The sequence below is a fragment of the Bernardetia sp. MNP-M8 genome, assembly GCF_037126285.1.
Classification (GTDB): Bacteria; Bacteroidota; Bacteroidia; order Cytophagales; family Bernardetiaceae; genus Bernardetia.
In genome coordinates this window covers 3,734,733-3,759,526 of the sequence record NZ_CP147012.1, presented here as the reverse complement: position 1 = coordinate 3,759,526, position 24,794 = coordinate 3,734,733, and the positions used below count along the sequence as shown (strand labels likewise).

Annotated in this window: 19 protein-coding genes and 1 CRISPR repeat array; of the genes, 10 read left to right on the top strand and 9 right to left on the bottom strand. The window is 31.1% G+C overall.

Annotation, left to right across the window (positions count from 1 at the left end):
• Window positions 1–149: 149 nt before the first annotated feature.
• Window positions 150–3,527, top strand: a complete 3,378-nt coding sequence (locus tag V9L04_RS15230) for a SpoIIE family protein phosphatase (RefSeq protein WP_338790707.1) — start codon at window positions 150–152, stop codon at window positions 3,525–3,527.
• Between the two features lie 204 nt (window positions 3,528–3,731).
• Window positions 3,732–7,127 (top strand): SpoIIE family protein phosphatase, encoded by a 3,396-nt coding sequence (locus V9L04_RS15225; RefSeq protein WP_338790706.1) that lies wholly within the window; start codon window positions 3,732–3,734, stop codon window positions 7,125–7,127.
• 49 nt (window positions 7,128–7,176) lie between these two features.
• On the opposite strand, the gene csm5 is transcribed toward V9L04_RS15225, so the two are convergent.
• Genes csm5 through V9L04_RS15200 form a run of 5 tightly spaced genes read right to left on the bottom strand, consistent with a single transcriptional unit; the run spans window position 7,177 to window position 12,524 of the window.
• Window positions 7,177–8,355, bottom strand: coding sequence for a type III-A CRISPR-associated RAMP protein Csm5 (csm5, locus tag V9L04_RS15220; RefSeq protein WP_338790705.1), 1,179 nt, complete (start codon window positions 8,353–8,355; stop codon window positions 7,177–7,179).
• A 3-nt stretch (window positions 8,356–8,358) separates the two neighbouring features.
• Window positions 8,359–9,426, bottom strand: a complete 1,068-nt coding sequence (gene csm4, locus V9L04_RS15215; protein WP_338790704.1) for a type III-A CRISPR-associated RAMP protein Csm4 — start codon at window positions 9,424–9,426, stop codon at window positions 8,359–8,361.
• A gap of 45 nt (window positions 9,427–9,471) precedes the next feature.
• Window positions 9,472–10,326 (bottom strand): type III-A CRISPR-associated RAMP protein Csm3, encoded by an 855-nt coding sequence (gene csm3 / locus V9L04_RS15210; protein ID WP_338790703.1) that lies wholly within the window; start codon window positions 10,324–10,326, stop codon window positions 9,472–9,474.
• Complete coding sequence (csm2, locus tag V9L04_RS15205) at window positions 10,326–10,769, bottom strand: type III-A CRISPR-associated protein Csm2 (RefSeq protein ID WP_338790702.1); 444 nt, start codon at window positions 10,767–10,769, stop codon at window positions 10,326–10,328. The genes csm3 and csm2 overlap by 1 nt, the downstream gene beginning before the upstream one ends.
• Window positions 10,770–10,775: 6 nt before the next feature.
• Entirely contained in the window at window positions 10,776–12,524 is a 1,749-nt protein-coding gene (locus V9L04_RS15200; protein WP_338790701.1) for a hypothetical protein, read from the bottom strand.
• Between the two features lie 191 nt (window positions 12,525–12,715).
• A CRISPR array of direct repeats spans window positions 12,716–13,530; the repeat unit is 24 nt; unit sequence TCGCAGTCCTAACTAAAAATAGAA.
• 180 nt (window positions 13,531–13,710) lie between these two features.
• Here V9L04_RS15200 and V9L04_RS15195 point away from each other — a divergent pair.
• The 4 genes from V9L04_RS15195 (at window position 13,711) to V9L04_RS15180 (ending at window position 16,432) form a co-directional block, all read left to right on the top strand.
• Window positions 13,711–14,454, top strand: coding sequence for a CRISPR-associated endonuclease Cas6 (locus V9L04_RS15195; protein ID WP_338790700.1), 744 nt, complete (start codon window positions 13,711–13,713; stop codon window positions 14,452–14,454).
• Window positions 14,455–14,512: 58 nt separating this feature from the next.
• On the top strand, window positions 14,513–15,469 hold the full coding sequence (locus tag V9L04_RS15190; protein WP_338790699.1) for an NARF domain-containing protein: 957 nt from the start codon (window positions 14,513–14,515) through the stop codon (window positions 15,467–15,469).
• 69 nt (window positions 15,470–15,538) lie between these two features.
• Window positions 15,539–15,784 (top strand): KTSC domain-containing protein, encoded by a 246-nt coding sequence (locus V9L04_RS15185; RefSeq protein WP_338790698.1) that lies wholly within the window; start codon window positions 15,539–15,541, stop codon window positions 15,782–15,784.
• A gap of 153 nt (window positions 15,785–15,937) precedes the next feature.
• Entirely contained in the window at window positions 15,938–16,432 is a 495-nt protein-coding gene (locus V9L04_RS15180) for a hypothetical protein (protein ID WP_338790697.1), read from the top strand.
• Between the two features lie 88 nt (window positions 16,433–16,520).
• Here the strand turns inward: V9L04_RS15180 and V9L04_RS15175 are convergent, their stop codons facing one another.
• Together V9L04_RS15175 and V9L04_RS15170 are read right to left on the bottom strand one after the other, a co-directional pair.
• Window positions 16,521–17,924, bottom strand: coding sequence for a response regulator (locus tag V9L04_RS15175; protein ID WP_338790696.1), 1,404 nt, complete (start codon window positions 17,922–17,924; stop codon window positions 16,521–16,523).
• Window positions 17,925–18,249: 325 nt separating this feature from the next.
• Window positions 18,250–18,483 (bottom strand): hypothetical protein, encoded by a 234-nt coding sequence (locus V9L04_RS15170; protein WP_338790695.1) that lies wholly within the window; start codon window positions 18,481–18,483, stop codon window positions 18,250–18,252.
• A gap of 62 nt (window positions 18,484–18,545) precedes the next feature.
• On the opposite strand from V9L04_RS15170, the gene V9L04_RS15165 reads away from it, so the two are divergent.
• The 4 genes from V9L04_RS15165 (at window position 18,546) to V9L04_RS15150 (ending at window position 23,603) form a co-directional block, all read left to right on the top strand.
• Window positions 18,546–18,872 (top strand): protein-tyrosine-phosphatase, encoded by a 327-nt coding sequence (locus V9L04_RS15165; RefSeq protein ID WP_338790694.1) that lies wholly within the window; start codon window positions 18,546–18,548, stop codon window positions 18,870–18,872.
• 325 nt (window positions 18,873–19,197) lie between these two features.
• Complete coding sequence (locus tag V9L04_RS15160) at window positions 19,198–19,779, top strand: hypothetical protein (protein ID WP_338790693.1); 582 nt, start codon at window positions 19,198–19,200, stop codon at window positions 19,777–19,779.
• Window positions 19,780–20,416: 637 nt separating this feature from the next.
• Window positions 20,417–22,912 (top strand): type I DNA topoisomerase, encoded by a 2,496-nt coding sequence (gene topA, locus V9L04_RS15155; protein ID WP_338790692.1) that lies wholly within the window; start codon window positions 20,417–20,419, stop codon window positions 22,910–22,912.
• A 157-nt stretch (window positions 22,913–23,069) separates the two neighbouring features.
• Window positions 23,070–23,603 (top strand): lipocalin family protein, encoded by a 534-nt coding sequence (locus V9L04_RS15150; protein WP_338790691.1) that lies wholly within the window; start codon window positions 23,070–23,072, stop codon window positions 23,601–23,603.
• 102 nt (window positions 23,604–23,705) lie between these two features.
• Here V9L04_RS15150 and V9L04_RS15145 read toward each other — a convergent pair whose 3' ends face one another.
• Window positions 23,706–24,152, bottom strand: a complete 447-nt coding sequence (locus V9L04_RS15145) for a hypothetical protein (protein WP_338790689.1) — start codon at window positions 24,150–24,152, stop codon at window positions 23,706–23,708.
• Between the two features lie 62 nt (window positions 24,153–24,214).
• Window positions 24,215–24,787 carry a TetR/AcrR family transcriptional regulator gene (locus tag V9L04_RS15140; RefSeq protein WP_338790688.1) on the bottom strand — a complete coding sequence of 191 codons (573 nt, stop codon included), beginning with the start codon at window positions 24,785–24,787 and terminating at the stop codon, window positions 24,215–24,217.
• Window positions 24,788–24,794: the final 7 nt, after the last annotated feature.

The window sequence follows — 24,794 nt, the reverse complement described above, 5'->3', positions numbered from 1 at the left end:
AAAAAAGCAAATCCTAATCATTTATATTGTATATCTGCCTTGAAAATAGTAATTTGCTTATGACTTCATTTATATTCTTAAAAATAATCCTAAAGAAAAGCAACATCATAAAATATAGGAAAACAGTCTTGATGCTAAAAAATGATTCTATGAAAAATTTGTATATATTTCTTCTTCTAATTAGTTGTTGCTTTTGGCTCTCTTCTAATTTGTTCGCTCAACAATATTTATTTAGGACTTATGGCTTAGAACACGGTCTTCCACAATCCGAACTTCCAACTCCTCAAGCAGGAATAACAGATTCAAGAGATAGAATTTGGATAGGCACAAATGGAGGAGGGCTTGCACTCTTAGAACAAAACAAGTATAGAGTTTTTGGAATAAAAGATGGTTTAAATAGCAACTTAATTAGTAGTATAGTAGAAGATACTAAAGGAAATATCTGGATTCTGTCTCAAAATAAAAATATCTCAAAATATGATGGCATAAATTTTACATCCTTTCCAGAACTAAATGGGACAATGTCTTTAGGTGGAACTTTATCTATAGATAAATGGCAAAATGTATGGGTAATGGCTAATGGAGGAGGTGTAGGAATAAATAATACTCTTTATTGGAAACCAAAAGATGAAAAAATATTTAGAGAATACAAACAACCTAATTTGGGAAATCTTCCAGCACCTGCTTTATTTCTAACTCATACATCTGATTTTGAAACCTACTTGACTCACAAAGGAAAATGTTATGTCTTTAATGGAAAAAAATTTGAAGAAGTAATATATCCCAAAACAGTAGCTAGTGATTCACTTTTTCGAAATAAAAATTTATTTTTAACACACAAAGACCATAATAAAAATCATTGGATTTGGACAACTGATATTACAACTGGACTAAATGATTTATTATTTTTTGATACAAAAAAAAGAGAATATGATAAAATAAAATTTCCTCAAAACAGAATCCAAGCAGGTCTAGCTCCCAATATAGCGTGGCAAGTTTTTGTGGCTTCTGATGATAAGGTTTATGTAGTGGCACACCCTATTAATACAATTTTTGTTTTTGATAAAAATCATAATTTTCTCAATAGCTATGGGGCAGTCAATGGTTTTACAGGAATTATGGGTGGTAGTGGTACTATTTTCGAAGACAAATATGGAGTTGTTTGGGTTGGGACTCGTGGAAAAGGAATTGTACAATTGCCTAGAGAAAAATTTACCAACTATACAGCAAAAGATGGATTACAAGGAGAAATTATTTTTTCAGTGCATGAAGATACTAAAAATAGAATTTGGTTGGGAAGTTCGGCAGGAGGAGTTACACTATATGAAAATAACAATTTAAAAACCATTATTCCTGTTTTGAGTGGTTTTGCTAGAATGTCTGGTTTTTTACAAATGGATTCTACTACTTATGCTGCTACTGGTGCAGGTGTTTTGGAAATTAAAGAAGATACTAAAAAAAATACGTTTATAGCTAATCTTATTAATCAGAAATTTGGCTTTCCAGCAGGTACTTTTGCTAGAAGTATTGTGGAAATAGACAGTATTATTTGGGTCGGAACGCAAGGTTCTGGAGTGGTCGGATATGATTTGAAAGACGACAGTCTAAAATATACATTTGGTCAAAATGAGCTAGGAGGAACTAGTGTAATGGATACTAAGCAAGATTCAAAAGGAAATTATTGGTTTGCTACCTTTGCAGGATTAGTAAAATGGGATGGAAAAGGGACACAAAAATCAAACTTTCAACGTTTTACAACACAAGATGGATTAGGAGATAATTTACTTCTACAACTCTACATCGATAAAAAAGATATTATTTGGATTATTGCTTATTCAGGTGGACTAAATCGCTTTGATGGAAAAACATTTCAAATCTATCAAACTCCTCAAGGACTTTCATCAGATATTATTTATTCCATTCTTCCTATAAAAAACAAATTAGATCAGTTTTGGATAGGAACACAATTAGGACTAAATAAAGCCTATTTCAGAAGTGATGGAAAGCTAATGCGAGTAGAAAAGTATGGAAAAGAAGAAGGTTTTTTTGGAGATGAATCCAATTCGAAAGCCATTTTTGAAGACAGTAAAGGAAATATTTGGGTTGGACATCTCAACGGAGTTACAAAATGTGATTTTTCACAAGACAAAAAAGTAGTTCTTCCAAAAACATTTATTAGTGAAGTCAATTTATCTTTAAATCAAACTTCTTGGAGTGACTCTGCTTACATAGACTATTTTGATTCAATCTCAGCATGGAATAATCTACCTCAAAACTTAACATTGAGCGCAGAACAAAACACACTCAATTTTGATTTTTATTCTACTGATTTTTCTAATCCTAAAGCTATTCAATATCAATGGTGGTTAGAAGGACTGAATAAAGATTGGCTCATTCCAACTGATAAAACAGAAGCTACTTATTCGAATCTTCCTGCCAAAAAATATATTTTTCATGTTCGTTCTAGACTTGGAGAGGACGGAGAATGGGGAGAAGAAGCTACTTTTGAATTTAAAATAGAACCCTACTGGTATCAAACTTGGACAGCACGAATTTTAGGCTTATTGCTGGTAGTAGGAATTGTATTTGGCTTAATAAATTGGCGTACAAGCAGTTTGGAAGCAAGCAGAAAACGTCTTTCTCGTTTAGTAGAAGAAAGAACGGTAGAAGTAGTCAACAGAAACAATGAGATTTTAGATAAAAATCAAGAGTTAGAAGCACAACAGCTCAAACTAGCTGATGCGTATGACAATATTCAAGAAAAAAACAAAAATATTACAGCAAGTATCAATTATGCAAAGCGAATTCAAGATGCTATGCTACCATCCGATGAGCGTGTAAAAACAATTTTAGAAGACTCTTTTGTCTTTTATCAACCTCGTGATATTGTTTCTGGAGATTTTTATTGGCTCGCAGAAGTAGAAAATAAGATTGTTATTGCTGCTGTAGATTGCACAGGACATGGCGTTCCTGGGGCATTTATGTCGGTCATTGGAAGTAATCTTTTGTATGAAATTGTTGAGAGTAAACGTATTCTTTCTCCTGCCAAAATTTTGGATGCACTCAATGAAAATGTTCGTCGCCATCTCAATCAAGCTAAAACCAACAATCGTGATGGAATGGATATGTCAATTTGTGTCATAGATAAAGAAACGAATATCCTGACTTTTGCAGGCGCAAAAAATCCACTTCTTCATGTTCATGATAATCAGGCTGAAATCATAAAAGGAGACCGTTTTCCAGTTGGTGGTTTTGATAAGCACGGACAAAAACCTTTTAAAGAACATACAATTATTCCACGAGAAGATAGTGTTTTTTATATCTATTCAGATGGCTTTCAAGACCAGTTTGGAGGCTTGGAAAAGCGAAAATACATGTCTAGGCGTTTTCAAGAGTATCTCAAAAGTATTTCCTCATTACCTATCAAAAAACAAAACATAGCAATTGCCACAGAGTTTAAGGAATGGAAAGACTCTGGAAATGAGCATCAGATAGATGACGTTCTAGTTATTGGATTTAAAATATAGAAAATATAAATAATGGAATGAAATTTCGCAAGCGATTAAAAATGGTTAATTTTGTTTAACTATATCTCAAACAATATGCTAGATAAATCATTCTATTATAAACATCTTGAGAAACTCATTTATTGGAAATTTATTTTCTTACATCCAATTTATATAAAATCTAGTTTTGCTATAATTTGTTATTTATAGCTCCCCTTAACTTTTATGAAATATTTTCATTCTCTACTTTTTGTTGTGCTAGTACATAGTGTATTGCTATGCTGCTCTTCTGTCTATGCACAACAGTATTTTTTCAGAAATTATGGGATAAAACATGGTTTACCTCAATCTGAAATACCTACTTCTCAGGCAGTTGTAGAAGATTTGAAAGGTAGAATTTGGGTAGGAACAAACGGAGGAGGAATTGGGCTTTTAGAACAAGATAAATACAGAGTTTTTGATGAAAAAGATGGATTAAATAGTAATTTGATTAGTGCCATTGCTGCTGCTCCTGATTCTAGTATATGGATTCTTTCTCAAAATAGAAGCATTTCAAATTATGATGGAAAAGCCTTTACTTCCTATCCTGAATTAGAAGACAAACTCTCTGTAGGTGGAAGGGTTGCGATAGATGAATGGAATAATGTTTGGGTATTAGCTTTTGGAGGAGGAGAAGACATTAAAAATATACTTTATTGGAAACCCAACAACCAAAAAACATTTAGAAAGTATAATCAAATAGGGTTTCAACGAACAGATTTATCCCTCATTTCTCTAAAAAATAGTAAGAAATTTCAGACTTATATTACTTATGGAAAAGATATTTTTGTTTTTAATGGGCAAGAATTTGAAAAAAAAGAATACCCAAAATCTATTTCTGATAGTTTAAATACAAGAATACTTATTTTAGCTCATCAAGATTATCAGGATAATCATTGGATTTGGTCTTCTGACAAATCTAATGAAGAAAGCAAATTATTTTTCTACAATAATAAAACAAAAAATGCCCAAGAAGTAAGGTTTCCTAAACATCTAATTCCTGATGGTTTTTCACCTGTTTCTGAATGGCAAGTTTTACTAGCAACTGATAATAAACTATATATTTCTGCTCATTTAATAAATAAAGTATTTGTTTTTGAAAAAAATAATCTCAATAAAATAAAATTTCTCAAATCATATAGTAAAGACAATGGCTTAGAAGGAATTTTGGCAGAAAGTGGTGTTTTATTTGAAGACTTTTACGGAACAGTTTGGGTAGCTGCACATGGAGAAGGACTTATTCGGCTTCCCAAAGATAGATTTACTAATTTCACACCTCAAGAAGGATTAGAAGGAAATGTTATTTTTTCTGTTCTGAGTGACAAACAAAATAGAGTTTGGGTAGGAAGTTATCGCTCTGGGATTACACTTATAGAAGAAGACAAAATAGATAAAGTTTCGACAGTCTTGGAAGCAAATAGTAAATACGGTAGAATATCTGCATTTTGGAATTACCAAGATACTATGTATGCTGCTAGTGCAGTAGGAATTTTAAAAATTACAGAAAATAAATATACAAAAACATTTGCAGTTCAAAATGTAAATAGACGTTTTGGCTTAGATGAAGAGACTTATATCAGAAATCTTGTCAAGATTGATAATATTCTTTGGATTTGTATGCAGACAACTGGTTTGGTAGGTTATGATTTGGTTACTAAAAAAGTGAAATATCGCTTTACAAAAGAAATAACAGATGCCAATTCAGTTATGGATATTGCCAAAGATTCAAAAGGAAATTATTGGCTTGCCACTTTCAACGGACTCATAAAATGGGACGGAAAGGGAACTTCAGAAACACATTTCAAACGTTATTCAAAAAAGGAAGGACTAGGAGATAATCTTCTTTTACAGCTTCATGTAGACTCAAGAGATGTGGTTTGGATAGTGGCCTATACAGGTGGCTTAAATCGTTTTGATGGCGAAAAATTTCAAATCTATCAGACTGCTCAAGGGCTTTCTTCCAATTTAGTTTATTCTATTTTGCCTGTAAAAGACAAACTCAATGAGTTTTGGATTGGAACACAGCGAGGACTAAATAAACTTTATTTGAAGCCAAACGGAGAAATTATAAATATAGAAAAATATACAAAAGAAGATGGACTCTTTGCTGAAGAAACTAATGGAAAGGCTATTCATGAAGACCTAAAAGGGAATATTTGGCTTGGACATATAAAGGGAATTAGTCGTTGTAACTTTAGCGATGAAAAAAAATATATTGCTCCTCATACTTTTATAAGTGAACTCAATTTGTTTTTAGAACAAACTAATTGGAAAGACTCTACCTACATAAAACAGTATAAATCACTTTCTGCGTGGAATAATTTACCTCAAAATTTAGAATTAGAGGCAGAGCAAAACAAAATCAATTTTAGTTTTTACACAGCAAATTTGTCTAGTCCTCAAGATATTGAATATCAATGGCAATTAGTAGGTAGTGATAAAGAATGGCTTGCTCCAACACAAAAAACAGAGGCTAATTATTCAAATCTATCTGCTGGTAAATATATTTTTGAAGTACGTTCAAGAGTAGGAAAAGATGAACAATGGGGAGAAATTTCTAGTTTTGCTTTTCAGATTCATCCTCATTGGTGGCAAACATTAGGGGTAAAAATAGGGGTTGTTTTCCTTATTTTTGGACTGAGTTTTTGGACAGTTCGTTTTTATACAGCTTCCTTAAAAAGAAGTAAAACAGAATTGGAAAATATAGTAAATAAAAGAACTATTGAAGTAGTTAAACAAAAAGATGAGATTTTAGAAAAAAATAATGAACTAGAAACACAACAACAAAAATTAGAAGAAGCTTATACTAACATTCAAGAAAAAAATAATAATATTACAGCAAGTATTACGTATGCAAAGCGTATTCAAGATGCAATGATGCCTTCTGAAGAAGATGTTTGTAAGTATTTTTCAGATTGTTTTGTCTTCTACAAACCTCGTGATATTGTTTCTGGAGATTTTTATTGGGTAACAGAAAAAGAAAATAAAGTCATAATTGCTGCTGTAGATTGTACAGGACACGGAGTTCCAGGAGCATTTATGTCAGTAATTGGAAATAATTTACTCTATGAAACTGTCAAAATTCAAGGCATTACATCGCCTGCCAAAATATTAGATACTCTCAATGAAAGTGTACGTCGCTATCTCAATCAAAACAAAAATAGAAATAGAGATGGAATGGACATGTCTATTTGTTCGATAGACAAAAACACTAAAACATTAACTTTTGCAGGAGCAAAAAATCCACTTTTACATATCTACGATAATCAAATAGTTCGAATCAGAGGTGATCGTTACCCCATTGGAGGATTCAATATAAAACAAGAGCCTTTCAAAGAACACATTATTGAAATAAAAGAAGATAGTATTTTTTATATGTATTCTGATGGTTTCCAAGACCAATTTGGAGGTCCACAAGGAACAAAATATATGTCTAAACGATTTCAAAACTTCCTCAAAGATATTTCTACTTTGCCTGCAAAACAACAAAAAAGAGAATTGAAAAAAGAACTTAGAGAATGGCAATTTAATGGACATGAAAAACAAATTGATGATATACTGGTGATTGGTTTTAGGGTGTAGCTTGAGAAAAAACAAGTGTAGAAAGAAACTAATAATGGATAGGTTTTTTCTAGTCTATTAATTCTAGTTTTACCCAACCTAGTGGGAGTTGAGATTCATCATTAGTAACAGTAAATGTACTTGGAAATTTTTGTGGGTCAGCGTCTTTATAGTATGCTCTTACTATCTTTTCAAACTCATCAAAGTGATTTATTAGTAGAGGTATACCAATAGAATTATTTAAATAGCCTTTTCCACTACCAATTCTTATATAACATGTGGAAGATGGTTTTTTAGAAAGAGTTTCTAACTCTTCTAAATGACTTTCTAAAAAGAAAATATGTTCTCTAAATCTACTACTGTTATGTTCTCTTATAAATCCTGCATCTTCATACATCAATCTGTAAGAAAAGAAATTAATTTTCTGAAATAATATTTTTATTGCATCATCTTTTTGTAAAAAAGTTAAATGTTCATTTTTAATATCTGTCAGTTTATCTATACATATATCAAATCTACTTGATTGATTCTTATTAATTGTTTGAAAAGTAATCGGAATTCCACTTTTTTTATCCTTTTTGATTGACACTCTATGAGTATTATAAACAGATAATACAAATTTAGAAAAAGGTATGGTGTCAGTTACTTTGAATAGAGAGAAATCCATATAAGTATCTGTATTCTCAATATTTTCATATAGATTTAATTCAAGTTGAGTATATTTTCTCTCTATACTTTTTTTATGGTAAACAATATCTAATGAATCTGCAAAAACTTTCATTTCTTCCTTGCCTTCAATATCACTTTCTAACCATTCACATAATAAAGCTCCCTTTATAGCTCCTTTCAAAGTACTTCCTGATATATATGGCTCTTGATTATTTCTTAAACAGGTTTTAATATCTCTAGGATTGGAACGATTATTACTTTTCATAGTGTTAGAAAAACATAGTTCTTCTTTCCAGTTCTCTACTCCTAAATTATCAACAATAAAAGACCTCAATGTTTTTGTTTTATCCTTATCTGTATCTTGCTTTATAACATTTACATATTCCGTAATTATTTCTTCATTTCCTGCATTATAAATTTCTTCTATTTTTTCTTCAAACTTCTTATGATTTATCAAACAAATTTCGCCATTATCATAAATATAATCTGAAAGTGGCGACAAAACTCCACCATCTCCAATCGAAACAGGTGTAATGGTGGTCAGTTTGATAGTATAAATGTTATTTGTTTTCAGATTCATAATTTAGATAAAATAATTTTTGTGAAGTGGTAGAGAGAAACAAAGTCCGTTTCGTAAATAAATATCATCGTTAGGAGAAATACATGAAGCTGCTCCCAGTATTTCAGTTTGCAAAACAGCACCTTCTTTGAGCATTTTTATTCTTTTTAGACGTTCTAGTTCTTCATTTGGAAGTTTGCCAATAACTCGTCCTCCTCGTGTGATAAGGTCGTAATACTGAACCGTTTCAAACTCTTTTTCTTTAGGAATGACTAATGAAATCGCACCAAAACCATTCTTATCTACTTCTTCAACAGTAAAATTATTCTCTCTGATTTCAATTCCCTCTAGTTTTCCACAACCTACCGAACGCTCTCCACCAATTCCTGTATCTGCTAAAATTTCTAAAATCAGTTTAAGTCTTTTATAGTAATTGGCTTCTTCATCTTTCGATTTTACCAAAAAGTAAAAATGAATGTTTGGAAACACTTTTTCTTTACCAACTTTGAAAGGCTTGTTATCAGCTATGCTAATATTGGTTTGATTATAAAGTCTGTTTTTTGGGTCTTGAGTGCTTACTTTTACTTTTGGTAATGAGATTTTTGAAAAAATATGTAGTTTTTCTATCTCTTCTGTCTTGTATTCTTGTAGTTCGTCTTTATGAATCAAAAAATGGTCTTGTATAAAAACACATTCTTTATTCCAGTCTTTGGGTTCAATTCCTTTTTGCCAAACGGTTTGAGAAATAAAGGCTACTTTTTTATATTTTTTGTGGAATTGGTGTTCTGACTCTGGAAGTTCTAAAATGCTACATGTTACAGGTTTTGGTAAAAAGTAAATCCATTTTTCGCCTATTTCCAAACAATAAAAAGCCGATGAAATAATCAGATTTCCATTTTTAAATTCTTCAACAAACTCATTAACTTCTTTTTTATCATACAACATAGCAGCCGTATTGATAAGAGCCGAAAAAAGCGTATCTGAATGAAGATAATCCGAAGTATCATCTAAATTAGTAGCATCTTCGCCTAAAGTAATTCTACCAAAATGAAACTGTGCATTTGGCTTGCATTTTAAGATTATGGTTTGCATTGAATTTTTAATTTATAAAACTAAGATTTAATAAAAATTCTCATTTTACTTTGCTTGATTATTCTGTTTGTTTTCTTTCACTTCATTAAGTGCTTTAAGATTATCAGAAAACATTTTTACAGTTGGGTCTTTCTCAAATGAAATACTTTCATAATTCATTTTATGTTCGTCTATCATTTTTTGCTCAACTTTCAAATCATCGAAAATAATTTGCCCATATCCACGAGAGCCACTTCCACCAATATAGTCATCTTTCAAAAGCTTTAAAGCTAAAATAATTTTACTTAGATGAACTTCTAATATCTTTTTATCTTCTTTATTTGTTGATTTATTTTCTTCACTATTTGCGTCTTCTTCATTGACATAAATATTATTTTTGTCAGAAAGAATACTATAAACCATTTCAAAACTAAACCTTGCTCCTGCTGGAACTCGCTCTAACTGACGAGGATGTTCTGCTGAACCTTTAGTACGAACAATAACATTTTCCCACTTTGCATCACTATATTCCATTTCCATGACAGCACCTTGTTCAGTAAAGTCTTCATGAAACTTTTTTTCATGCAAATAACAGTCTCTTATTAATAAGCGAGTATAAGTTGTTTCAGAAGTATTTGTATTCTCTCCACCTATACCAAAAATTTGTTGTAATGATTTAGAATCATATTTTACTTCTGTGCTACCTTCAACTTTTCCTAGAAGAGAGCGCATTTTTCCTTTAAGTGAACTTCCTGGAATATAAGGAACTCCTTTTGGTGTTTTGATAACGTTCATATCAATTCCTCCAATATCAAGACTAGATTTTGAACCTCCAATATGCAAACCTGTTTTGGCTACTATTTCACCTCTAATTATGAGTTTGCCTACTAAAGAAATACGATTTTCATTTTCTTCATTCATTATTTTTCTTCTTTAAGAGTTTCGTAAAATTTATGATAAGCAACTAAAGACTCAAAAAACATTTTGAAACTTTCTAGTTGTTCGTTATTATCTTTAGCGATTTGGGCAATTAATTCCTCACAGAACAAAACCAATGCTTTAGCTTCCGTATTCGTTTGTCTTGCTGCTATATACGCTAATTTTGGACGAAGTAATTTTAAAGCTGTAACTGTTTTAGCAGCCTGTACCTTTGAGTAAATGTTTCTAATCTGTGCTGTTTTTATACTACTACCGAACTTTCTTACTAAACTCTTAATAGATTCAAATAAATTGTCCAAATCATCTACTTGAGACATTTTTAATAAATCAGAACAAGAAGTTTTTTCTTTTTTTGTGAATAATTCTTTAGCTTCATTAACACAATCTTGTATACTTTTTTTTTCGTCGTTTCTAGTTTTACCCATAATCTTTTAGTTTTTACGTGTGAGAAATTCTGTCCAACGTGCAGCTATCGGAAAAATAGCTGCTTTTGCATATTCCTTTCCAGAAATAGCATTGATAAGATTTTTTTGGTAACATTCAACTAATTTATCTGTAAGTTCTGTTACCTTTTGTTTGTCTTCTCCTTTCAAATTATTTGAACGGATATAACGCAAGTAATAATTAAATCGCCAAACGGATTGAATAGAAACTTTGCCATTTTTGATTTTCTCTTGCAAACTTTCATATCCTATAATACTGTTTTTGATGCGTTCTAAAAGGCTACGAATGCTATTAGATTCTTTTAGAATTTCAGAAAGTTTAATGAGAATTTCTTTTACTTTCTTTGCTTCTTCAAACTCTTTCCAACTAATCACTTCTCCAAAAACAGAAATAGCATTTTTAGTAATTTTTCCATTTTGGTCTGTCTGTTTTTTGGCTTCGCTCAGTGCTTCTTCGGCAAGCTCGGCAAAACGAATAACTGGAAATTTAGCGTGTACAACTACAATTCCTGCCGAAATAGTGAGTTTGTTTTCTAGTTTTAAATGTTCTTGTTTGCTTAAAAAACAAGCAAAATCTGTAAATTCTTTTTGTAAAAGCTGCGTAAATTCAAAAATTGCGTCCCACGCTCCCACCAAAAAACAATCATCGCCACCTGCATAAATATTGTAGATAACATCTTTATAAGTTAGTTCTATATTTTTTTGTGTGCAAAAGGGTTGTTCTAGTAAAGTCAATAAAAAGTTATCAAAAAACCAGTTTAAGCAGCTAGAAAGTTCTTTTATTTCTTTTAAATCTTTTCCTTTAAATGCAATTCCTAGATTATCAATATCTAATTTTAAGATAGCTAGTTTTTCTGTTCCTCTTCGGTCAGCAGCCATTTTAGCAATAAAATCAAAATCAATAATATTACCTTCCTTAATATCTTCTTGTAACTCATCTTTTTCATCTTCTTGCCTTTCTTGCAAAACTTTATCAATCAAATCAGAAAAAGCTAACTTTAATCTGTTATCCCATTGAGGAAGTTTGTTGATAGCTCGTCCTTCAAAACTTTTTTCTCCGTTAGCAGCATTCAATTCATACGTATATTCAAAGAGTGTAATTTGTTTTTCCTCAAAACACTTTACGGTATTAGGTTTCTCTTTTATAAACTTATAGCTTTTTGCATCAGATAATTTTTTAGTAAAATCTTTGATAGTTTCCTGTTGAAAATGCAAAATTTTGTCTTGTGAATACGGCTCAAAAATGGTTTCTAACAAATCATTTTTACGATAACGAGAAAGATTGAGTTTTTTACTATTAATTCCTTCTATTGCATTAACTATATCCTCTTTTTTCTCTACTCTTTCATACGCCAAAACCAAATAAATTTCTTCATATTTGAGTTCATCTTGGACTTTTTTTACAATTTCCTCCTCCCATTTCTTTTCATCAAATTTATCTTTTGGAATAAAAAGAAAAAATGTTCCTCCTCCATCCATTTCTACGATGTCTTTTTCATCAGTTAGATGAAGTTCTTTTTTGATTTTCTCTAAGCAAATCCAAGTCATTACTTGCACAAAAAACGACCTTGATTTTAGCGTTTTGGCTGCTCCTCTTGATTTGATAGTAAAAATAAAATCTTGAATACCAGACACATCTCCTTTCAGAATAAAGCCATCAAAATTAGAAGGAATATTTTGGACTTTTTCCTTCAAGTAGGCAGTTAATTTTACTTTATTTTCTATGAATAAAGACATGCAATTAAATGTAATATAAAAATGATTGTGTTAAAAAAAAACAATATAGAATTTAAAAATTAAAGGTGCAATTTTTTCTATAAAAGAAAAACCCTAAAATTTAAAAATTAGGGTTTTTACCTATTCCCCAAACAAACCTTATAATTCAGAAAAACGCATAAAAAAAGCCTAAGAAAACAAATTTCTTAGGCTTTAAATCCTCACTAAAATTGGAATGGTGTCTTACAAATACAGTCTATCAAGCTGAAACAGAAGAAGAGTCGCAGTCCTTACTAAAAATAGAAGGGTGTCATATCATATGAAAATTATCGACATTAATCATATCCCTGAGTTGTCGCAGTCCTAACTAAAAATAGAATGATGTCCTACGTTCAAGGTAAAACGTTTTACTTTCATTACATGAAAGTCGCAGTCCTAACTAAAAATAGAAGGGTGTCCTACTAAACGAGAATGATTTTAACTATTAATGTCTTTTTAGTCGCAGTCCTAACTAAAAATAGAATGGTGTCCTACAAATTAGGAACTAGGTACATAATTGTGTGTGGTATAAAGTCGCAGTCCTAACTAAAAATAGAATGGTGTCCTACAACCATTAGTTATGACAGAAATATATCCTTTAACAGTCGCAGTCCTAACTAAAAATAGAATGGTGTCCTACATGTATGAGTACACCCAACAGTTATTAAACCAAAACGTCGCAGTCCTAACTAAAAATAGAATGGTGTCTTACCTCAAGACGGGGGAACATACGTTTTGTACGCTTTTAGTCGCAGTCCTTACTAAAATTGGAATGGTGTCTTACAAACGTGAATTGCCTGAAGGTACAACTCAATCAACATCGCAGTCCTAACTAAAAATAGAATGGTGTCCTACAAATGAGCAAACACTCGCAAAATATAGAGTTTGAAAGTCGCAGTCCTAACTAAAAATAGAAGGGTATCCTACAACAAGAAAGCGAAGAATGGATGAGTCTTCAAGAAAGTCGCAGTCCTAACTAAAAATAGAATATAATTTGTTTTTAATGTCAAAGAACGCATTAGATAGCACGCAATTAGTTTTCTTACTTTTGCTAGTGTGTCTAATGTACTTACAAGATGTGTAATAAAAAATAAAAAAACAAGTGTTTGTTTGATAAAAAATTATTAGATTTAGCTTTCTGATTTTTTAATTACTCTTTTATTCTATCTTGAAATCACTCCGTTATCTCCGTATGGATTTTGCTTTGCCTATTTCCTTTGAAAAAATAGGTGCTTTTCGTGGTGCTGTTGCTCGTAAGGTAGGTATTGAAAATGTACTTTTTCATCATCATTTGCCTAATCAACCTGCCCTTGTCGGTGTCCTTACTCCAGCCGTTGTCGGTGTCTCCACCGACGATACAAAAAACAGGTATTTATACCGTTATCCACTTATTCAATACAAGCGTTTGTATGGCAAGGCTGCAATTATTTGTTTGGGAGATGCTGTAAATGAAATTCACAAGCTTTTTGAGGATACAGATTGGGAAGTAGAAATGGGAAATTCTACTTTTCCATTAAAAATAGCTCGTCTTGATTTGAAGGAATATAATTTGGAAGTCTATCAAGGCGAAAAACAAAATTATACCTATTCTATTCAAAACTGGTTGGCTCTCAATCACGAAAACTATGAAGTGTATCAAAATACCTCTTCCCTCAAAAAAAGAATTGAACTTTTAGAACGTATTTTATCTAGTCATTTGCTTAGTTTTGCCAAAGGAATAGAATGGAATTTGGAAAACCGTTTTGAGTTAGAAATCCAAGAGTTGCAGCCACATTATACCATGTCCTACAAGACTACAAAACTAACAGCTTTTAGTCTGACCTTTCAAACCAATCTTTTTTTACCCAACTACATCGGACTTGGTAAAGGTTCTAGTAGAGGTTTTGGAATGATAAAATTTTTGAAGAAATAAAAAATAAATTAACCGTCAACGAGGCTTTGCCGTCGTTGAGGTAAAAAACTCTTTTCTTATGAAAAAATATATTTTTGGAATTTTTGTTTTGTTTTTTAGCTTTTTTTTTTCGGTTGCTTATGGACAAAGTAATAAGGAAATAAAGAAGGATTATGATGAGATAAAGAAAGAAATATCTACCCTAAAAAATCAAATTAAAACTAAAAATAGTTTGATTGACTCATTAATTCATAGAGATAGAGCTTGGAAATATATGTTTGAAGGAGGTGGTTTTGAAAAACGAATAGAATCAGAAAATAAATTTTGGGCATCAGAAGCTAAAGATTTTCAAGCAGAAGTAAAAAGAGATAATACTTATGTACTTATTTTACTTATGTTATTAGCAGGAGTTACAGGAGGTGCAATTATTATTTTCTTCACAACTTATAAAACAAAGGTTAGTAAAATATTAGCAAGTGAGATAGAAAAAGTAAAAATGGAAATAAACAAAATTATAACAGATACTCACAAAAAAGCAAAAGAGGATAGTGAAGAATTAGCTTCTCAAATAGAGAACGAAATTATAGAAACACTTGCTAAAGTTGCGAATACTAGTAAGGAAGAAATGAAAGCTATTATCGAAAACCAAAGAGAAGAATTTCAACTTATCAATAGAGCAAAAATAGTTGCACTTGTAAAAGTAGGAAAAGATGCAGGTTTTATAAGTGATTTTTTTGATAAATATGATTTTAACAAAAACAATATTCTTATATTAACAGAAGAGGAATATAAAGAAAGAAAAACAGAAGCAGATACATATGATACATTATTAATAAATAATGAAAATAATTCCTTCTCAAGCGATAAAGCTATAATAGAGGAATATATTAAAAATGCAAAAAATAAAGTTTGTTTCTATTTTGGAGCTTTGAGAGTAGATGCAGATAGTGAAAAGAGTAATTTTGCAAGTACTCGTACAACCCTTTACATTCAACTTTTAGCACTTCTTCGCTATAAGAAATTAATGCTAGATTGATAAAATTTTTCCTTTAACGATACAAATGAAGATTTACCTTTTTAAAACTAATTCAAAACAAAAAAAACAATGTCAAATAAAATAGAACGTATTGCCGTAGATTCTTCTATGCTCAATGCAGTAGCTTACGATGAAGAAGAACAAATTTTGTATGCTGAATTTTCGAATACAGGAAATATTTATGCGTATTATGAAGTAGAAAAAGAAGTTTTTGAAGAACTTTTAGAGGCTGATTCTATTGGTCAGTTTATGCGAAGTGAAATTATTGGAGTGTATGGAGATTCAAAAGTAAACCGTAGAAATTTTAAATGGTAAAACTCTTTCTTGTTTTCTTGTTATATTTCTGAGCTGTCTGTAATCAGCCGTTGATAATGAGATTTTTTATACAGATAAAAAACTTATTCCTATCAAAAACGTTTGTCTAAAAAATAAGTAAAGCACCAAATCCAATTTTAATTTTATATCACTATGGCAATTAGTAGAGTCAAACTTATATCTTTATCATCAATAGCAGTTGTTTTGCTTCTTTTCTTTGGAGTAGGCAGTTTTTATTATTTCGGTTCGTTTAGTACAGGCGACAGAGCAGGTGTAGTAATAAAAATAAGTCAAAGAGGATACATTTTCAAAACATGGGAAGGTGAAATGAATCTAAATGACCAAGGAAATACAATAGAAAAATTTGAATTTTCAGTTGAAGAAGATGAAACTAAAGTTATTGAAGACCTAAAAGATGCAGCCCTTACAGGTGAACGTATCAGAATTTCGTATGTAGAAAGATACCGTACTTTTGCTTGGCGTGGAGACACAAAATACTTCATTACAGAAGTAGTTAGACAGAAAAACAATGAATTAAGAAACGAAAAAGAAGATAGTAGAGATAATTCTTCAAATCAAAATGAGAATACAGATGATCAAAAGAATGATGAACCAATAAGTACAGATACAACTACTCGTGATATGTAGAAATACTTTTAATACTTCTTAGTGCAAAATAAAAAATCCTTTACTTTATTTAGAAAAGTAAAGGATTTTTCGTTGGCAGTTCATTTACTTACCATTTATCATTAGCCACTTTTTCATTTTCTCCGTTTTCATTTTCTTCTGTATCAACATGTTTTGGTAAGAAAATGCTAAAATCTGTGTATTCTCCTTCTTTCGAATCTACTTGAATTTCTCCTTTATGAATATTTCTGACAATATCATAACAGATAGAAAGCCCTAAACCTGTTCCTTCTCCTGCAGGTTTGGTTGTAAAGAATGGATTAAAAATTTTGTCCATCATTTCTTGTGGAATTCCTGTTCCGTTATCTCTAAAGATAATCTCAACATTATCGTCATGATTAATAGTTCGGACAGTAAGCATAGGCTCAAAATTTTCTCCTAATTTTCGCTTTTTATTATAGAGAGCATACAACGAATTACTAACAACATTCAAAAACACACGCCCCAAATCTTGTGGAATAATCTTTACATTTTCTACGTTTGCATCAAGGTTTGTTTCTATTTTGGCAGCAAAACCTTTGTAATTATTAATTGTGCTATGGTAAGCCAAGCTAATATATTCCTGCAACATCGTATTGATGTGTGTATCTTGATAAACTCCTTTTCGGTCTTGTGAGTGCATCAACATATTATTAATGATGCTATCAGCACGTTTTCCATGTTCATGGATTTTTTCTGAGTTTTCATTCAGATTCTGCAAAATATCTTTAATATTGTCTACATCATCTGGCGTAATATCTTTCAAACTTCCCTCAACAATATCTTTTCCAACGTTAGCAAAAGTATCATTGAGTTCGACAATCATTTCCTTTGAAAGCTCTGAAAAATTAATGATAAAATTCAATGGATTTTTTATTTCATGTGCAATTCCTGCTGTCAACTCTCCTAGAGAGGCTAATTTTTCTTGTGCAATGACTTGCTTTTGAGCATTTTTGAGTTTGCTAAGTGTTGTTTCTAATTTAAAATTAGTTTCTTTTATCTGAGAAAGAGCTTTTTTGAGTTCAGAAGTTCTTTCTTCTACTCGGCGTTCTAATTCTGATTTATGATTTTTTTCTAGCTTAATGATACTCAAATAAGCATTTATACGGCTAGTAAGCTGATAGTCATCAATTGGTTTGGTAAGATAATCAGTTGCTCCTAATGAAAAACCTTTTTCTTTGAACTCTTCAGATTTGTAGGCTGCTGTAAGAAAAACAATAGGAATATTTCTGGTCTTTTTACGGCTACGAATCAGTTTTGCCGTTTGAAAACCATCCATTTCAGGCATTTGAATATCCAAAATGATAAGGTCAATCGACTCACGCATCAAAACCTCTAAGGCTTCAATACCCGAATTTGCCTCTACAATTTCAATTTCTTCAAAATGTTCTTCCAATAATGCACGAAGAGTAAATAAATTACTCGGAACATCATCTACAATAAGTACCTGAATGCGAGATAGTTGCTCAGACATGCGTCTTTTTTTAGTTGATTAAGTTGAAATTTGTCTTTTTGCTTTAAACGTATTTATATACTAAATATAAACTTTCTATTTTCAATAAACAAACTCTTTAAAAAATGGAATCTGTAAAAACAATCCTAAATATACAATTTTATAAACACCTTTACAATTTTACATCATTCTTTGCAATAATACAACCGTATTGAACTACAATTTTGCTTAACCGTCACTTTTTAGACAAAAACAGAGTTTGCTTCTATGAATGAAAGTAAATAGAAGTTATTTATTTAAAATGCTTTGGTTCTACTTTGGTGGCTAATCATCAAAAAAGTAAAAATTAGGCTTTTTTTGGGGGATAAACTTTTACTATTTCCCAAATTTTACCTGTTTCTAAATCAATTTGAACTCTAACTTCTGATATTTTGTTACAGTTTGGGCAAGTTGCATTCCCTCCTGTTTCTATCCATTCATAATCTCCTCCATGAGAAGGATAATTATATGAAATATTAGATAAGCTAGGCGAAACACTTTCCTTACAATAAGGACAATTCATTTTTAATGGATTTTTCATAAAATAGATTTGATAAAAACTGAATTTCAAAAAAACAATTCTAAAATAAGAAAAAATACTCAATGCAAGAAAGACCAAAATTTTTAGTTGTCTGTGGTAAAAACAAAAAACGCAGCCGAACAGCCGAATTTATTTTTAAAAATGATGAGCGTTTTGATATTCGTTCTGTGGGTGTAAGTCCGAAAAGTAATCGAAAAATTACCGAAAATGATATAATTTGGGCAGATTTGATTTTGGTAATGGAAAATGACCACAAACAAAAAATCAAGAAAATCTATTCTCACTTAGAAATTCCGACAATTGAAGTTTTGAATATTCCAGATGAATACGAATTTATGGATGAAGAACTTATCGAAATTCTGACTGAAAAAATAAATTCTTTTTTATAAATGGAGTATAGCTGCGCTAGTCATACAATGATTCTTGCTCCTTTTCAAATAAGTGAATTACATTCGGCTTACAATCATAGTTTTTGTATTTGCTATTTTAAGTTGTACATTTTTTTTGATTTTGACTTTTAAATCTTAGATTTGGGCTAGTTATAGAAATGCAAATACACGGCTACAAGCCGAATACATATAAATATAACTCACTCGGCAAAGCCAAGCGACGGCATTTGTGGTTTTGCGAGCAACAGCAGGGGCTTTATATACTGAAATAAAATATTATTCTAATATGTCAAAAACAAAACACACTATATTTTTATTTATAATAATGTTCGCAATTACATACAAGAGTTATACGAAAAATCAGTTTTATGATACAAAAACTCATGTAAAAGGTATTTTGGTTGAGAAATTTAATTTGAAAGAAATACAGTTTATAAGAGAAAACAAGCGATTGGCAAAACTAGGAAAATCTCATTCTATTCCAATAGATTATGAGGTGGTTGATTTTTTTGTACCATTGGACAGTCTTGTGAGCTATTCTTTGTCATCTATAATTTCACAAACAGATGAATGTTATGGTGATGCATCTTATTTGATAGATCCAAAAGATAATATATCTAGCATAAATGTGTTTTGTCAGGAGTTTAATTATAACGTTGAAAGTAATGATAAGAGTTGTAGGAGTTCCTTTTATACTTTAAAAGGAGATTCACTTTTTTTGTATAAATTGAACTATATAGAAGGTTCATCTATTCATTGTAATTTAGAAAATACAAAAGTGAACCGTCGCTTCCTGAAATTCTGTAAACCAAACTTAGATAAAAAATATATTGATTGTTACTTATTTTATAAAATAGATAGTGTAAATTGTGAACTTAATTTTGATGACTTTTCCCATTGGGAGTAGCATCTTTAACGAGTGATTTATATGTATTCGGCTTGTAGCCGTGGTTTTTGTATTGGTTTTTACTAGCAATATAAGATTTAAAAAAGAACCTCTTTAAGTATTTTAGAAGTTGATAATAGTGTACAAATTAAATTTATCAAATCAAAAGGAGATTGGATTCATAAAAACGAATTTGAACGATTAAGATTTGTTCACCATAATATAAATTTTATTGAGTCATTTAATGGGGATAATTCAGAATTTCCAGAAGATGAAAATACATTGAGTGTAATTGCATTTTCACCAAAAACTATACGTGATACTAAGGATGGGTTTATGCTAAACAGTAAACCTAATGAAAATGACGATATAATTTACATCTTTCAGAATGATAAAATATTTCGCATAAATTGTGAATGGATAGAGTTAATTGCAGAAAAATAACCACACAAATTAGGCAAATATCAAAAAATAGGTAACTTTGCCATTGTATAAATCTAAAATGTTCTAACATTTTTTTGCATTTATGCGTTAGCCTTTTATATTCTCCCTTTTCTATATAGTTAAAATAGCGATTAAAACTGGTATCATTTCGTATTGGTTTATACGAATTGAGTTTACCAAATCATCTAGCATAGCCAAAATTTATAAAAAAAATATGTCAAAAAATCTCGTCATTGTAGAATCTCCTGCCAAAGCAAAAACCATTGAAAATTATCTTGGAAAAGACTTTACGGTTACTTCAAGTTTCGGACACGTTCGGGATTTAGTTAAATCTAATGATGCCATTGATGTCGAAAATAATTTTGCTCCTACTTATGTTATTTCAAAAGACAAAGAAGAAGTCATTCGCTCGCTTCGAAAACTTGCAAAAGGTGTAGAAACTGTATGGCTCGCAACGGATGATGACCGAGAAGGAGAGGCTATTTCTTGGCACTTAAAAGAAGCCTTGAATCTGGATGAGAAAAATATAAAACGTATTATTTTTAGAGAAATTACAAAGACGGCTATCTTAAATGCTATTCAGAACCCAAGAACTATTGATGATGATTTGGTAAATGCACAACAGGCAAGACGTATTTTGGATAGATTAGTAGGTTTTGAACTTTCTCCAGTTCTTTGGAAAAAGGTAAAATATGGTCTTTCAGCAGGGCGTGTACAGTCGGCAGCTGTTCGTGTTGTAGTAGAAAGAGAGCGAGAAATAGATGAATTTAATGCAAAAGGATTCTATAAAGTAGATGCTACTTTTGATGTAGAAGACGCAAAAAAATTAAATGCAGAATTATCAAAACGTTTAGATGAAAAAACAAAAGCACAAGAGTTTTTAGAAAGTTGTGTAGCTGCAAGTTTTAAAATTGATAATTTAGAGAAGAAACCAGCTAAAAAGTCACCTGCTGCTCCTTTTACAACCTCAACTCTACAACAAGAAGCCAGTAGAAAATTAGGTTTTTCGGTTTCTCAAACAATGATGGTTGCTCAAAGATTGTATGAAGCAGGTCATATTTCATATATGCGTACTGATTCTGTTAACCTTTCAGAAGAGTCTCGTCAAAATGCAGCTAATGAAATAATAGCTTCGTACGGAAAAGAATATGCTAAAAACCGTACTTATAAAACAAAATCAAGTTCGGCACAAGAAGCTCACGAGGCTATCAAACCAACTAATTTTGCTAATCGTAATCCCGTTTCTGACAATCAACAGCAACGACTTTATGAACTTATTTGGAAACGTGCTATTGCTTCTCAAATGTCGGATGCTAAATTAGAAAGAACACTTGTAACAATAGGAATTACAAAAGATGGTAAAAAGCTAAATGATACACTCAAAGCAACAGGCGAAATAATTATATTTGAAGGGTTTTTGAAAGTTTATTTAGAGTCAAAAGATGATGACGATGATGATGAAAACAGTGAAACAAAAGGAGTTTTGCCTCCTTTGAAAGTAGGACAAGAATTAGATTTAGAACTCATGACAGCTACCGAACGTTTTACTCGTCCGAAAGCTCGTTATACAGAAGCATCCCTTGTAAAGGAATTAGAGGAAAAGGGAATTGGTCGTCCTTCTACTTATGCCCCAACTATTTCGACTATTCAAAAACGAGAATATGTAGTTAAAGAAGCTAGAGATGGAACAATAAGAGAATATTCTGTTTTGACTTTAAAAAACAATAAAATTACAAGTAAAACCAAAACTGAAAATACAGGAGCAGAAAAAAACAAACTATTTCCGACTAATATGGGAATGGTTGTCAATGATTTTTTGGTAGGAAACTTTCCAGATATTGTTGATTTAACTTTTACAGCACAAGTAGAAGCTGAATTTGACAAAATTGCTGATGGAAGTTTAGAGTGGGAAAAGATGCTAAAATCTTTTTATGGACAGTTTCACCCACAAGTAATAAAGGTAGCAGAAGATGGAGAATATGCCAGTACAGCTAGAGAGTTAGGAAAAGATCCAAAAACAGGAAGAGTAATACAAGCAAGAATGGGACGTTATGGTGCAATAGTAGAAAAATTACCATTAGACCCAGAAGATAAAGAACAAAAATCTGAATTTGCGTCTCTTCTTAAAGGACAGTATTTAGATAAAATAACACTAGAAGATGCCCTTGAATTATTTAAACTTCCTCGTGATGTAGGAATGTTTGAGAATAAAAAAGTAGTTGCTGCTATTGGTCGTTTTGGTCCTTATATTCGTCATGATAGTAAATTTGTTTCCATTCCTAAGGAAGAAGACCCACTTACAATAAATGAAGAACGAGCTATTGAACTCATTAAGGAAAAACGAGAAAAAGATGCTAAGAAAATAATTAAAGTTTTTCCTGAAAACGAAGAAGTGCGTGTTCTGAATGGACGTTGGGGAGCATATATCGCTGTTGGAAAGCAGAATGTCAAAATCCCTAAAGACTTAGACATTGAACCTGTTGATTTGACGCTAGAAAAATGCTTAGAACTTGCCGAAGCTGCACCAGAGAAAAAAGGTAGATATGCTAAAAAAACAGCTACAACTACTAAAAAAGCTCCTGCAAAAAAAGCCACCACAAAGAAAACAACAGCTAAAAAGCCAGCAGCTAAAAAAGCTACACCAGCAAAGAAAACGACAGCTAAAAAAACTACTGTGAAAAAGACAAGTACCAAAAAGAAAACAGATTAATTTGATAAAATAACTCTACAACTAAATCACAACTCACCTTTGCAAACTATTTTAAAGTTTTTGAAGGTGTTTTTTTATGCTTTTTTTTAATTGCATTTTAATTTAAAAAATAGTACATTTGCAATTAATTATTTTTACTATATAACTTACATTAAAAATGTTAAAATTAAACTGGTTATTTTTATTAATTATTTCAGCTGTATTTTTGACTTCTTGTGGAGACGAAGAAGAAGAGTCTGAAGATAATTTAGGTGTTGTAGGAACTTGGAACTTGGTAAGTCTTAAATATAATAGTGTGACTACCATAACTTATGACGCAGGTCCAGTGCTAAATAATGCTACTGTGGCAGAAGCTGTCGACACTGATTTACGTCTTACTTTCAATGCGAATAATACATACACAACAGAAGGAGATTATTCTATCAAAATAGCTCCAGATATTGAGGATGGGGAAGATTTGGCAGTAATAATAGATTATCAAAACTTTTTTGGTACAGGAACTTGGAAAAAAGAAGGAAATGAGTTGATATTTAATGAAAGCGAATTATCAGGAAGACAAGTTGGAAGCAACACTATTATCGAATTGACAGCAAATAGAATGGTAATAGATATTGAATTTACGCAAAGACAGCAACAACAAGGTGGTACTGCTGTTGCAAAGGTATCAGGTAGATATATATTAGAAAAATAAGTAATCTTTTTCTTTTACTATAGTTTATTAGATACTTAAAAACCATCTTCAAAACTTACTTTTAAGTTTTGAGGATGGTTTTAATTTTAAAGATTGAAATATTTACTCTTTTGTAGAAAACCACAAAGGTCCTACAGCCAGTAACAAGACTATACTATTAAAAAAAGCATTTGAAATATTTCCAGAAGCAATAGAACCTGAACTATCTAAAACAAACCAAGACAAAAGACTTACAACTATTGTCTTTCTTACCTCTTCAGGTGCTTTGTCATAAACCCATATAGACAGACACCAAATCATTACTCCCCAACCCAAAAGAAAACCTCCTGTAAGTGCTGACAAAAAATGAATATCAGCAGATTGATAAGTTATTGATCCATCCATTGACCAACTTAATATATCTAATGTTAGGCGAGCTGGTTCAGAAGTAGAATCCATCGTTCCTAAAAAGAAAATTGGAGCAAAAGAGCCTACAACTATCGCTGTTACTTTTAACCAAAACTTATGAAATTTTTGAGAACGTATTTTGCTATTGTGTGATGTTTTCATACTAAATTTGTGTTTAAATAAATGATTTATAACACAAATTTAGAAATAGAATCACTTGACTTTTAGACACTACCGTCTAATTTGGGAATGGTTACTCTATTTGTTCTTTTAAACTCTCTTACTAATAGCTTTAATTCGTTGAAATAATTATTCAACCAATCATGATTTAATGTTTCATCTGTAATTTGGAGATAAAAGTTTTCAAGACTTAGTTTGAGCATTAGTTCAGATAAATGAGAGTTGCTTTTTAGATCAAGTATTTCAGTCCAAACTCCCAGTATTGCAGGTATTGTCATTTGATTAGTTTTAATGAAGCATTTTTCAAAATCCTCATTCTGCCTGTGGATACGTAATTGTCGATTAAAAAGAAGGTCTGTTTTATGCTCTACTATAATCTCAATTAGCTCTTCTAATGATAAGCAGTTAGCTTCTTTTTCTGCCATAATCTTGGCTTGAAGCACATGATAATCTAGCAAAACACTTATAAATAGTTCTGAATCTGCAAAATGATGATAAAAAGAAGATTTATTTTTACCAATATCTTTTGACAATCGTTCAATTTTCAATCCTTGAGGTCCTTCATAAGCAAATACTTTGTACCCTTTTTCAATCCAAGGTTGTTGAGTTTTATTCATTACTTAC